Consider the following 13,226-nt stretch of genomic DNA (forward strand, 5'->3'; position numbering starts at 1 on the left):
CAGCCACCTCGTTTCCCTCGCTACGCTACCACGGGCAGACCCCGCGCGCGGCGGTTGGAGGCGTAGATGGAATCCCGCTCCGGTTCCCCGCCCGTCTCCAGGAACTCCAGCCACTCGGCGGTGTTGAGCACAGCAGCGAAACGGCTCTGCAATACCACGGTGACCACCCGGTGAATCTCCTCAGCCGTGGCGCTTCCCGCGCGGTTCGCGTACGGCAGCGACCCCGCGGCGTCGGCCAGCAGTTCCACCGCAAACCCCCGGTGCGCCAGGTCCAGGACGGTCGAAAGCACGCAATTGTGCGTCATGTAGCCCGCCACCGTGACGGTCTCGATGCCCTGGTCGCGCAGCCACGCTTCCAGCCCCGTTCCCGCCAGGGCGCTGGGGAGGCTCTTGGAGGTAAAATAATCCCACCCCCGCTCGGCCACGACGGCGTGGAGCGCGCCGCCAAAGGTGCCTTTGGCCAATACCGGCGCGGATTCCGGAAGCGGGTTATCAACCACAGCCAAGGCAACGCCATGCCGCCGCGCACCGTCGATCGCCTCGCCGATGCGGGCAAGCGAGGCCTCCACGGGCGGGTATTCGATGGGCAGCGCGCCGCCGTTGTAATCGTTTTGAACGTCGATGAGAAGCAGGGCTCGTTTGAGTTGCGGTTTCATGGCTGATCAGCGTGCCCGCTTTCGCTCAAAAATTAAAGTGGCCCGAAGGACATTTTTCGTTCAAACTGGGCCACGCCTTTCCCAACGCACCGCGCCGTCCATGAAACCCCGCCAAACCATCGCCGTCATCGCCTACAACCGGATCAACCCCTTCCTATTGTCGATCCCCGGAATGGTGTTTTCAAACGAACCGGGCACGCCGGGAGCGCCACGCTTCAAAGTCATGGTCTGCGCCGCCGAACAAGGGCCGCTCACATCGACGGCCGGTTTTAAAATATTACCCACGCACACCATGGCGGAACTTCGCCGGGCAGACATGGTTATCGTTCCAAGCTGGCGCGATGCCGCTGAAGCCCCTCCGGAAGCTCTCCTGTCCGCGCTCCGGGCTGCCCACCGTCGCGGCAGGCTCGTCGTCGGGCTTTGCCTGGGCACCTACGTGCTCGCGGCCGCCGGGCTGCTCAACGAACGAAGCGCCACCACGCACTGGGGCTGGTCCGACGACCTCGCCCGACGCTACCCGCGCATCGACGTCAAGCCCGGCGTGCTTTACGTAGACGAAGGGGACGTCGTCACCTCGGCGGGTGTCGCTGCGGGCATCGACTGCTGCCTGCATCTTTTGCGCAAACAACACGGTGCGGAAGCCGCCTGCCACGTGGCCCGGCGCCTTGTCGTCTCGCCTCACCGGCCCGGCGGCCAAGCGCAGTTCATCGAAACACCAGTCCCCGGCCCCGGAACAGAGGACCGCCTCGGCGAAAGCCTGCAATGGATGCAGCGCACGCTCGCGCAAGATCACTCCATCGACAGCCTGGCCCGCCGCATCCACATGAGCCGCCGCACCTTTACCCGGCATTTCAGAAACGCGACCGGAACCACGCTGAGCGCATGGCTGCTGACCCAACGCCTCGCCCTGGCGCAGCGCCTTTTGGAAACCACGACCCAAGCCATGGAGCTCGTCGCGGAGAAGACCGGTTTTGGCTCCGTAGAATCGCTCCGCTTCCACTTCCGCCGCGAACTAAAAACCACCCCCTCGCGCTATCGGAAAGAATTTCGTGGCGAGGAATAGTCGGACTTACTCTCTCATACCGTTTCCCCTGCTATCCATGACACCCTAATGCGAATGGAGCCCAAGCCTATGCGGACATATGGGCCCTTTCTCGAACCACCTGCCAACGCATTGGCTGCCCGGAGAGGAATCGCTCCGCCTCTTCGACCATCAAATGGCCCATCCTTCGGCACTCGTGATTCATGCTTCCCGCGATATGAGGGGTCATTCGGACGTTGGGTAATTTAAACAGAGGCGAGTTCTCTTTCGGCGGCTCCCATTTGGCAACGTCCAATATCGCATACAAGTCGGGCCGCTTCTGCAACACCTCGACCATCTCCTCTTCCCGCACAAGCATCCCCCTGGCCGTATTGATGAACGTTGCATTAGGTTTCATCATCTCAAAGAGCGGCTTGCCGATGCAATATTCCGTCTCCTTCAACAACGGCGCATGAATGGAAACAACGTCGGAACGACGGAATAGTTCTTCCATTGAAACCAGCTCTACATTGAGCCCCTCCGCCTCTCGTTCACTAATATAGGGATCGTAAACAATGACCCGTATATCCGAATCGCGAAGCTTTTCCCTAACCATCCTGCCAATAGTCCCCATCGAAAATATTCCGACCGTGGAACGATAAGCTCCGGGCACCTCGATTTTTTCCTCCACGCTGTTAGGCCATGCCCCTCTTTTCCGAATTTCATCCATATACCACCACCCCCGTTTAAGAGAGAGGATGATTTCCGCATGGGTCAACTCGGCCACCGGAATGGAATTGGCGATGGACGCCGTTGTAATGGGGATCTCCCGCCGCCAGAATTCCGCCGTGGCGATCCACTTGATGGTCCCGGCGGCATAAAAGAACGCTTTCAACTTGGGTGCCGCATCCAAAAATTCGGCATCAAGACACGGCCCCCCCCAAGTGGAGAAAACGAACTCCACCTCCGACAGCATTTCTGGAAATCGCTTGATAACATCTGGCGAGAATGGCCGGTTCTGTATGTCGATCAGGTTCCCGAGATCGCAGCGCTCTTCCGGGCCGTAGACGGTATCGAACCACGTTGGATCAAGGATGAATAGACCTTTGGGTTTAGCCATTGTGCAAATTATTGATAACCGCTATTCACCGCGGGGCATTCCGGCGCAAACGCTGGAACGCGACAAGTGAGCCGAAGCCGCCCAACAAAATAGCCCAGGTGCTAGGCTCGGGGACTACGGTCAAGGTTACGTCGTTATATTTGCCATCATTATCGGCGTTTGCAGCATAGTTAAGTTCATATTCCGTGCTACCCACGGTAAATGTATAGGTACTGCTGGAAGCACTGACGACATAGGTGCTTCCACTTGTGATGATCGTCGTGAAGTAACCGGTCGTTGTCGTGGAGGTGCCGGTGTTGTCGATGAGGACCACCGTGTTGCCCAGCACCAAGCCACTCAGCGCGCTTAGATCCAGCGTTCCGGCAAGCGAAACATTTCCGCTGACCTTCACCTGATCATAAGACGTCCCCGCGACCGTTCCGGCGACTTCAGCTACCAGCGTAGAGGCGGCGTCGATGGTAAAAATGCCCCCGACCGTTGTGATACCGGCGCTGTTGCCCGGGGCGAGTGTGCCACTCGTTAAGGTAAGGTTTCCAGTCACCGTGCTGTTACCTTTCATCAAACCCAGGATAGACGCATTGCCCTGAATGGTCCCGTTGGCGTTCAACGTGGCTCCCGCAGAAACCGAAAGGGTGCTGGTGGATTTGGTGGTACCGGTCAATGTAGTGGTCCCGCCCGCAACCGTAACGCTGCTGGCGATGTTGTGCCCGCTCAGCGTGCTTAAACCGTAGAGGTTGGTAGCCCCAACGTTCAGGCCGCTGCCGTTGATCGTAGCGCTCGTACCGATCACGCCGCCACTAACACTACCGCTACCGCTCAGACGCGCCCCGCTCGCAACCGTCACCGAGCTACTGGCCAAGGAACCGTTTATGCTAAGTTCACCCGCATTCACGGATGTAGCTCCGGTATAGGTATTATTTCCGGAAAGTATCTGAGTGCCAGCACCCAGTTTCGTCACGGTACCGGTGCCGGAAATAATCCCTCCATACGTGTGCGTACCCGCCTCATTGTAGACCAAGGCCCCGCTATTGCTAATAGCGCTGCTATCGGAAATGACGCCGTCACTAGTGCCGTTACCTAGTTGCAATGTATTGCCCGCTCCAATCGTAGTCGCGCCACTATAGGTATTGATACCGGTAAGCGTTTGCGTTCCCGAAGCGCCCGCGAGAGTCAGCGCCACCACGCCACTGCCCGTAGTATGGTCAGAAATCACACCGGAAAATACCCCTCCCCCGTTCGCGGTGTTCAACGTTAATGTCGCGATGCCGGAGGTGTTATTATAGATTTGCCCACCGCCCGTGAGGCCTCCCGAGGTCCCACCGGAAACGGCTGTCTGGGTGAGGTTTTGGCCTGCGAGATCGAGATTGCTATTCGTTTTGACATTCACATTTCCGCCGACCGACAGCGCAGCGCTCACCAAACTGAGTGTAGAGGTGCTGGTGCCATTGCCAATTTCAAGGCACCCGATAGTCCTCCCCGAAGTCAGGCTTCCGGAAGTGCCTACATAGCGAAAGATGGAGTTCGGCGCGATCGTACCACTGGTGCTAAGACCGAGGTTGTTCGTTGCGTTTCCCGTGGCCGAGAGGATGACTCCACCCGTGGAATTTACGCCGACATTAACCTGACTTGCTGATGAGAAGTCAAATGATGAGGCGGTAAATATACTAGTGGAGGAGGTGCTTAGATTGCTGATGTACCACCGCACCGAACTATTACCGCTAACGTTCGTGGGAGCCCAATTAACGCCGCTAAAAGCCAGGGCATGACCGTTGAGGTCTATCGCGAAGTTGACCGTGTTCGAACTTCCCGCGCCAATACCAGCGGAAGCTCCCCCTTGGGATGAAAGATCAGACCCCAGCGTCATCGTCGTAGTGCCGTTTGCCGCAGAGGCACCGAAACTAATCGTGTGATATTGATCCGTCCCCGCATAGGATGAACTGATCGTTCTGATGTTATTCAAACTTCCATCCCCGCGGAGTGTGAGATTGGTAACCGCCACGGATGAGCTGAAACTCTGACTTACACCGCTGCTCTGGTTATACAGCCAGATGGCGGGGTTGCCGCTTAGCGATGCGCTGCCGCTGATCGAGTTGGTGGTTCCCTTGAGGATTAAGGTTGTATAGCTAGGGAGATTGATCACGCCGCCGGTCGCCGCAAAATTTCCTCCAATCCACAACCGGGGCGAGGCACCGGAAGAACCCGCCATTGCTAATGTTCCCGAAGACATAGTGATGCCCCCGCTGATGTTGAACGTAATCGCGCCGGGACTCAGACTGCCCGGGTTGATCATCAGCGGCAGGCTGAGCACGCCACCGGAAATCGCAATATTCCCGTACACATTCGATGTGCTGACGGTCCCGCTTTTATCATATGAACCCAGCGTGAGCAGCCCACCGGCGTTTAAGGTAACGGTACCCGTTCCACCGAAACCAACCATCAAGTTAATTGTCGATCCCGTCGTAGCGGTCTGGCCCAGAGACGGGTCGAGCCAGAGCAGCGAGGCTGCGCCAGAGACTCCGCCGCCCAGGCTCAAGTCACTAGCTAAATATAGCGACGGGCTGGAAGTGCCGCTGCTGCCACGGACTAATTGAAGGGTATTCGTGCCACCAACGGTCGTCTGCGTGATATTCAATGCCGCAAGTGTTCCAGAGGCGGCCGCATCATAATAGATCGTCCGGTTGGTTGCCGTATTGTTAATATTGACGGTATCTCCCAACGTCGGGCTGCCCAGGGGCGTCCAGTTTCCCGGCGTTGACCAGTTTAGATCAGTACCGCCAGTCCATGTATAGATGGATGCGTCAGAAGCAAGGGGTAGGAAACTCAGAAAGCAAATTGGCAGGAAGCTTTTCGCTCGCATAATGTTTAGGGGCTAATGGGTTAATAGGTGGGGCTGCGATTGCATTAATGCAACCGATCAATCAAAGCCGCAAATAGTTCGTTAGTTTCATTGGAAACAAACTTATAGAATAGACCGCTTGGGCTCAGGTGCCATGCGCCAATTCGTGGATTAAATAGCCTTCAGGCTATTGACTGACGTCGTATAGCTCCAAGTCGTCAACGTCGGTCGTCACGAGGCTCGTAATGCCGGAATGAATCCACACTTTTACGTAAGCAGTATCCGCGGGAGCGGTTGCGATAAGCGAATATTGTTTCCATGCGCTGGCGTCACTCGCAACGTCTGTTTTAATCCCGCCGCTATGTTCTGGGATCTGAATGATCTTCTGCTGTGCGTCCAAAAACAAAAGATAGACGGCGGTGGTTCCTCCCTCGATATTCCTTGCCCAAAACGTAACGCGATACTTTTTCCCGGGAGCGGCGGCGATCGCGCTTGAAGTTGCGTGCGCTCCGTCCTTGGTGTCTTTATCTACAACCCGCAGGCCTAACTTTCCGGTGTGGGCTGCATTTGAAGTAATCTCGGTAATTCCGTTTTTCGCAATCGACCATGACGATTCGCCATCCTCAAAACCTGGATTTGCCAAATCGAGCTTTTGCTCTGCCGAAAGAACTTGGGGAACTAATAAAGCTATTGCCAGAAGATGATGTGGTAATTTTGTTTTCATAGGGGGGCGTGAGCTCATTAATGGAGCCTCTCGACTAACATGGCAATTCGGATGTTTGTTTCATTGGAAACAGACTAGCGACTTGGCTGCTGAAGCGGGAAATCATCAGTCCGGAATGGCGAGGCCGGAAGTCCGGCTTTGTTGTATAGGTTAGCGGAAGGGTTATCAGCCCAGGCGTACCGCACCGCGACGGGCTGGAGCACCGATGCGTCTGATACCAGCACCGTCTCGCCTTCGATCACAGCCTTCGCCGGGACAAAGACTCCATCCTTTCCAGCAATGGCAAATCCGTGCAACTCTGTCGCGGGAACCCTTGGCTCACCAGGGTGAAAATGTGGCGGAGGAACACCGATTTCGAGCCCGCCTTCAGCATGCTCAAACCGAATCCTGATTCGTTGACCATCCGCGTCCATCGCTTTATAGATCGGGCCCGAAAACGCAACTGCCTCCCCATATGCGAGATGCCTCGCGGCGAGCGCAACGCGCCTTCCAACATCCCATTTATCCTTGGGATGGATATCCTCGCCTTCTCCGATATCGATCGTAACGGCCATGGCCGTATTGGCTACGCCCAGCGCCTTCAATTGTGCTTCGCGAAGATTGGCCCAGCTTCCGGGAATGGGAGACCGGGCGTTGAAATTAGCGATCTGCACAAACACGAACGGCAAATCTCCCCGGCCCCAAAGGTTTCGCCACGCCGAGATCATTGAGGGAAACAGGGTCCGGTATGTGAGAGCTTGCTCCGGGGTATCGGCATTGGATTCGCCCTGGTACCAGATGGCTCCTTTCACCGCAAGCGGGATGATCGGGGCGAGCATTCCATTATATAGCGTTGTGGGGGCCCACTGGATTTGGTCCGGAGGCACGGGCGGACGCGGCGCGGAAAGGGGGTTTGGCTTGGGCGGCAGGGTGGCATTCCCGTTGGCCATTGCCTTCTTTGCCTCTTCGTTCCACTGCGCTTCGGAAGTTTTAGACGCCGCAAGCGCCTCTTTGTTCTCCTCGTTCCATTGAGCCAGCTTGGCGTTGAATTGCTCCATCTCCCGAGGGAAATTCTGCTGACGCTGTTCGAACTCGCCGCAAAACTTTTCCGCCGCATCGGCATAAGCCTTAAAATCCGCGCGGCTTTTTAATGTATCCAGGTCCGTCCACGCCTCCGCCTTGGTCCCTCCCCAGCAAGTCTCGATCAACCCTAGCGGCCTGCCTGTGGCCTCGCGGAGATCGCGGCCAAAATAGTAAGCCACCGCGCTAAAATAGAGCTTGGGAAGCGTCTCCGGGGTGCAGATTTGCCATGAGCCCTTGAGTCCCTCCGCTTTGCCACTGATATCTGGCGCGGGCTTTGGCGCCGCAATTTTTGGCACGACGAAAAGCCGGAGTTGCGAATCACGGGCCTTGGGAATTTCCTCCCGGGCGCTGGTGTCGCCCCAGATGCCGCCCGTCATGCCAAACTCCATGTTGGACTGCCCGGAACAAACCCACACGTCGCCCACAAGAACGTCATGCAAGATAACGGTGTTCTTGCCAATAACCGTTAGCTCCACAGCGGTGCCGGGATCCGCAAGCCGCCCCAGCAGGACCTTCCATTTCCCATCCGGCCCGGTGATCGTGGAAGCGCTCACCGAACCCACGCTCACCGTGACCTTTTCATCGGGGTCCGCCCACCCCCAAACAGGCAGCGTGCTTTCCCGTTGAAGCACCATGTGATCACCGAAGATGCGCGGGAGGCGGACGTCTGCTTTCACCACGCCACTCGATGCGAAAATGAGCGCGGTGGCGATGAATGCTGAATGTTTCATAACCAGACAGTTCAAAGTTCGGCATCCAACCGAAGCGTGATGATCTCGAAAGGTGTAATATTTAGCATTACCCGCCCATTGTTCAATTCGAGCTGCTCGATCGGGTTTTCAAGCAAGTCGGCGCGACTGATGGATCTCACCGGCAGCGTTGTATGGAAACAAACGGGACCGCGCGCTCCACGGGCTTCGTAGAGGCGAACGATGAGGCTGGAGCCGTCCTCGCTCCGCTTGATCGTCTCGATCATGACGCCCGCGCTGCCCGTTTCGAAAAACGACTGCGTAGCAGCCAGCATACCTGATTTTACCGGCAATGGGGTTACTATTGGCGAGACATTGAGCTGATAAGCCTCTTCGATCACGCGGCCTTCGGCCAAATCGCCCCGATGGGGAAGCAGCGAGTAGGTAAACTGATGGGATCCCCTGTCAGCCGTGGGGTCCGGACTGGTCGAAGACCGCAGGAGGCTCAGGCTGATCACATTCCCGTGAATATCATAGCCGTATTTGCAATCATTGAGCAGCGCCACCCCGTACCCGGTTTCGGAGAGGTCGGCCCATTTGTGAGCGCACACTTCGAAACGGGCCACGTCCCAACTCGTGTTATAATGCGTCGGGCGCTCAATATGGCCGAACTGCGTTTCGTACGTTGCCCGGCTGGAATGAACATCAACGGGGAAGGCCACCCGTAGGAGCTTATTCCGCTCCTGCCAATCCACCGAGGTCTCAAAGTCAATTCGCTTCGAACCAGCCTTCAGGACGATCGCCTGTACCAGCTTGGAGTTTCCAAAACTTCTCTCCACACGGACAACGCCCCGCAGCGGTCCGGATTCAAGGATGGCGATCCGGTCCGCCATGCGCAGATTTTTCACCTGCTCCTTATAGTAAATGTCGATGTCCCAGGCGTCGTTCAGCGAATGATTGGAGTCCGGATGAAGTTGAAGAAGATTCCCTTCGCATCCTGGCGCGATGACCTCTCTGCCGTTTGTTTCCAGATCGGTAACACTCCGTAACAGACCCTCGCGGGTAATACACAGGCGAATCAGCCCATTTTCCATCACCACCACTCCATCTCGCTCGTGGACGGAAACCGGCGCCACCGTTTCGGGCGTTTGAAAAGCCGCGGGTTCGGCCTCGTCCACGATCCGGTATCCGCAAGCGGGCAGATCAACCACCAACGGCTTTCCATGCAGCTCGATCAATTCACGCCGTTCGAACCCCAGGGTATTGAAAATCTGAACCGGCTTTTGGAATCGCGAGGTGTCGATCGTTCCATTCAAGGCATCCAATGATGACCGAATGACGGAATCGCCTAGTTCCTTAATTGTTTGATAATCCCTGGTACTATCTTCATATACCCACTGAATGGACGATCCGGGAATGATATCGTGAAATTGATTAAGGAGCAGAAGTTTCCACGCCCGCTCCAATGCATGGGCATGCCGGTGCGGATCTTTTGCGTCGATCCCAGTGACATCATAAATGGCACGCGCGGGATCGGCGGCGGATTCTACCCGGTCCTTCACTAGCACCGCACTTAACGTATCAAAAAGCTCCGCGTCGCGCAGGAGAAACTCTCCCCGGCGATTGGCACGTTTGTTCCGGGCATGGGTCGTGTACGTGCCGCGATGAAATTCAAGATAGAGCTCGCCAACCCAGACGGGCAAATCGCGGACATCGGCTTTGGCTTTGCCGGAGAATGCTGCCACTTTTTCCAGTTTCAGCTTCGGCAAGCCATCCAGATTTTGCATCCGTTTGGCCTGTTCCAGCATCGTCACCGTCGGACCGCCGCCGCCATCACCAAATCCAAACAAATAGAGCGACCGGCTTGCATGCCCATGTTCTTTGAAGTTTGAAACATTATAGAGCAGCTCCTTCGGGCTCATTCGCCCGCTATAGGTATCGGCGGGAGGGAAGTGACTGAAGATCCGCGTTCCATCAATGCCCTCCCAAAGAAAGGTATGATGCGGGAATTTGTTAAACTGGCTCCATGAGATCTTCTGGGTCACAAATAGGTCGATGCCACATCCGCGGTAGATTTGCGGCAGCGCGGCGGAATACCCAAAGACATCCGGCAGCCAGGCGTCGCGGGTCTCGTAACCGAATTCTTCTTTGAAAAAGCGTTTGCCGTAGATGAGTTGACGGATGAGCGATTCGCCGGAAGTCAGGTTGCAATCGGCCTCCACCCACATCGAGCCGATGGGTTCCCACTGCCCCCGCTTCACCTGGTCGCGAATGCCTTCGTAGATCGCGGGATAGAAATGTTTCATCCACGCGTATTGCTGTGCTTGGGAACATCCGAAAACATAGTCGGGATAGCGCTCCATGTAGTCCAGAGCCGTGGAAAACGTCCGGGCACATTTGCGGATGGTCTCCCTCAAAGGCCAGAGCCACGCTGTGTCGATATGCGCGTGCCCCACGGCCGAAAGCTGGTGAACCGTGTCGCCGTTCTTCTTCGAAAGCACCTCTTTAAGCGCCTCGCGGGCCGGTGCGATCGTGCAGCTATCCGCCACATCGAGAGCGTTCAATGATTCGTTGAGCGCATAGCGAAGTTCGGCGCGACGCTGGCTATCGGCGGGCAACGCTAGCATTAACTCCATGGCCACCTTATAGTCGTAATAGTAATCGAACGCCTCCCGGTCGACTGAGGCCAATTCCGCTTGAGCAAGCCGGAAAAGGGGGCCGGATCTTTCAATAATGCCACCGCCGATTCCGCTACGATCGACGATATTCGCAGCCGCTTCGACGTAAAACTCAAACGACTCACCGCCCTCGGCGCAACGGGTTATCTCAATGTCGTCGCGGTTCGCATTGAGCGCGCGATAAACCTCGCCATCCCGATAAATCAAGCCCTCGGCGGTGAACCCCTCGCCCTCTCCGAGGTGATCCGTCAGTCGCATCAGCACCACGACTTCCTGCCCGGCCCAAACCTTCGGAACCCGCCCGCGCACCCGGAACCAAGCCGTGTCCCACTGGGGGCCCCACGCGTCACCGACAGCGAAAGGCGTATACGCAGCTTCCAGCGCCGCCTGCAACGGCACCGGTTCCCCACCCACGGGCCACATGGCCAGTCCGACTGGCGCTTTGAGCGGATGAATAAGCGCATCAATGTAAGCCAAGGCGTTAACGATGCGGTCTTCGGTCAATTTGGGATGTTTAATCATGAAGGGTATTATTGGTTATGCACAAGGCTTTAGCTTTCGGATGCCGGGTAGCGGATTTCCCAGCCTTCGTCGGTAGCGCTCAATTCTTCAATGAGCATTCCGCCACGGTACATTCCTGAAACGGTCGCACGGCCAGAAAGCGGCACCTTAAAAGAGACGTTCCACTTTGGCGGCCACGTCGGGAGAAGGTAGACTTCATTACCGACCTTCTGGCACACCATTTTTTGCAACGTGATCATCCCAGTGCTTCCACGGCGCATTTCGGAAATCGAATCGCCATCCGGCCTGCGCAAGCCATCGGACCGCTCCCCTGCGCAACCGCTCGAAAAGATCGTCTTCAAGGCCTCGGCAGCCTCCGCCTCCAAGCCCAGGCACGCAGCCTGAATTCCATCCGGCCTACAGCCTCCTGCGTCCTTGTAAATACGGGCATCGAAGATCCGTTTGCCACGCTCATCTTCCAGCACTGGAAGCGCGGGCAGGGCTGCGCGCATTTTTTTCCAGCTCTGGCGTTCCCGCGCAGAGATGGAAGCACTATGCACCGAAAGCAGCCCTTCCAGCATACACGCAAGCCCGGCGATGTCAGGCAGCCTGGAGGCAGCGCTAAAACATCCGCCGGGCTGGGTATAGAGCTTGCGGAAAAAGGTGAACACCGCGCGCGCCATCGGCAGAAGAGTGTCATCCAAAAAACGTTTTTCACCGACCGCCTTGTGGTAATCCAACATCAACAGCGATAGCTCCAGGCTACTAGTCCAGCAATTCCGGAAACAGGGATTGCCGCTGTCCGCAGGCGATACGTCCTCGTGGTCAAACCACGTTTTGGGGGTAAACTCGGGCAGCGGAAGCATCTCATCGTAATCACCGGCTCCGAGCATCGCCCAGTAAGCCAGCCGCGTGTTCTCAAAACGGTATGCGCCACCCCGGCAACGGTTATCGCCGTGATCCGGACCGAATGGATTTAGCGCAATCCCGGAGGCCAACCGATGCCGTTGCCAAATGTAGCCATCATTAATCTTTTGGGCCTCTGGAAATCCGCTCAGCACAATCCAGCTCCGGCTCCAGAAACGCTGCCACCATGCCGCATGCGCGTTCCAGGTCGCAGCGGCATCGAGCGCGAGCAACTTCTGAAACATGGCGCTCAGATCGCTTTTCCATGAGGCAACCTCCGGGGACTGAGCCGCGTGGATAACGACGAACACCCGGGATGCTTTGGCTGGAACTTCCGAAGCCACGGAATGCCTGGAATCGCGCTTCAACCCAGGCCCGCCGAGGCATCCGCCAAAGGTCCGAAAAGGAAGCGGATCACGCACTTGCCCAAGCGCCTTCGCTTCGCATTCGTCTTCGCAAACGGACGCCTTGGGGTGGTAATGCCACAGCACCGTGTCCTTAACACCTTGAAATTCGACGTCTCCCAATAGCCTTTTTGCAGAGCGCCCACAAACGACCTCCCCATGCATGTCGAATGCCGATCCTCCCTCAGATTCAACGACAATCGCTGGATGATTCGCATCCACCCGAATGCGCATTGAAAAATTTTCGTGAGCAGAGAAAATTCGCACTGAGGAATCGTCGGGCCGAATTTCGAATTTCGTATCGCGGGCGGTCAGCGACGCAGGCTCGGTCCCTATCCGAATTTCGCCAACCCGTACCAACCAGCCATTAGCGTCCCATGCATCCCGCTTGGAAATAGATAACCAGACCGCTCCGTTCGTCTCAAGCCATACGTTCGTAACGATGTCGCCATTCCCCAACGACACACTCTCCGCGGAGGATCGCCCCGCACCGGTCCAAACAACCCGTGCGGCGCGCGCGGCAGCCAGCCCCTCTTCGGCTTGTTCTTCCGAAGAATTCTCCGCACCAACGTTCAATCCGGAATACTGGGTCATATTGATCAACCTGACGGTTTGATGATTTCGCTATC

At 56.8% G+C, this 13,226-nt stretch carries 8 protein-coding genes; 1 reads left to right on the forward strand and 7 read right to left on the reverse strand.

The window, feature by feature from the left end; genetic code table 11:
* Positions 1-20: 20 nt before the first annotated feature.
* Entirely contained in the window at positions 21-656 is a 636-nt protein-coding gene (locus tag B2828_RS10115; RefSeq protein WP_479633608.1) for an isochorismatase family protein, read from the reverse strand.
* 100 nt (positions 657-756) lie between these two features.
* Here B2828_RS10115 and B2828_RS10120 point away from each other — a divergent pair, with 100 nt between their 5' ends.
* Positions 757-1,719, forward strand: coding sequence for a helix-turn-helix domain-containing protein (locus B2828_RS10120; RefSeq protein ID WP_479633609.1), 963 nt, complete (start codon positions 757-759; stop codon positions 1,717-1,719).
* 67 nt (positions 1,720-1,786) lie between these two features.
* Here B2828_RS10120 and B2828_RS10125 read toward each other — a convergent pair whose 3' ends face one another.
* From B2828_RS10125 to B2828_RS10150, 6 genes are all read right to left on the reverse strand, one after another.
* On the reverse strand, positions 1,787-2,797 hold the full coding sequence (locus B2828_RS10125) for a hydroxyacid dehydrogenase (protein WP_479633610.1): 1,011 nt from the start codon (positions 2,795-2,797) through the stop codon (positions 1,787-1,789).
* 25 nt (positions 2,798-2,822) lie between these two features.
* The gene (locus tag B2828_RS10130; RefSeq protein ID WP_479633611.1) at positions 2,823-5,135 is read right to left on the reverse strand and encodes a beta strand repeat-containing protein; all 2,313 of its coding nucleotides are present in this window, start codon (positions 5,133-5,135) and stop codon (positions 2,823-2,825) included.
* Positions 5,136-5,820: 685 nt separating this feature from the next.
* Entirely contained in the window at positions 5,821-6,357 is a 537-nt protein-coding gene (locus B2828_RS10135; protein ID WP_479633612.1) for a carbohydrate binding domain-containing protein, read from the reverse strand.
* 74 nt (positions 6,358-6,431) lie between these two features.
* Positions 6,432-8,150 carry a sialate O-acetylesterase gene (locus tag B2828_RS10140; RefSeq protein ID WP_479633613.1) on the reverse strand — a complete coding sequence of 573 codons (1,719 nt, stop codon included), beginning with the start codon at positions 8,148-8,150 and terminating at the stop codon, positions 6,432-6,434.
* Between the two features lie 11 nt (positions 8,151-8,161).
* A complete protein-coding gene (locus B2828_RS10145) occupies positions 8,162-11,308 on the reverse strand; it encodes an alpha-mannosidase (RefSeq protein ID WP_479633614.1) in 3,147 nt (1,048 codons plus the stop codon).
* Positions 11,309-11,337: 29 nt separating this feature from the next.
* Entirely contained in the window at positions 11,338-13,191 is a 1,854-nt protein-coding gene (locus B2828_RS10150; protein WP_479633615.1) for a DUF5703 domain-containing protein, read from the reverse strand.
* Positions 13,192-13,226 lie beyond the last annotated feature (35 nt).

Source organism: Spartobacteria bacterium UBA695 (assembly GCA_002298145.1).
In the GTDB taxonomy this organism is placed as follows: Bacteria; Verrucomicrobiota; Verrucomicrobiia; order Chthoniobacterales; family Chthoniobacteraceae; genus UBA695.

Bases quoted from the DNA above. Each gene is read 5' to 3' on its own strand.
- B2828_RS10115 (WP_479633608.1), bottom strand. From the start codon at position 656: ATGAAACCGCAACTCAAACGAGCCCTGCTTCTCATCGACGTTCAAAAC.
- B2828_RS10120 (WP_479633609.1), top strand. From the start codon at position 757: ATGAAACCCCGCCAAACCATCGCCGTCATCGCCTACAACCGGATCAAC.
- B2828_RS10125 (WP_479633610.1), bottom strand. From the start codon at position 2,797: ATGGCTAAACCCAAAGGTCTATTCATCCTTGATCCAACGTGGTTCGAT.
- B2828_RS10135 (WP_479633612.1), bottom strand. From the start codon at position 6,357: ATGAAAACAAAATTACCACATCATCTTCTGGCAATAGCTTTATTAGTT.
- B2828_RS10140 (WP_479633613.1), bottom strand. From the start codon at position 8,150: ATGAAACATTCAGCATTCATCGCCACCGCGCTCATTTTCGCATCGAGT.
- B2828_RS10145 (WP_479633614.1), bottom strand. From the start codon at position 11,308: ATGATTAAACATCCCAAATTGACCGAAGACCGCATCGTTAACGCCTTG.
- B2828_RS10150 (WP_479633615.1), bottom strand. From the start codon at position 13,191: ATGACCCAGTATTCCGGATTGAACGTTGGTGCGGAGAATTCTTCGGAA.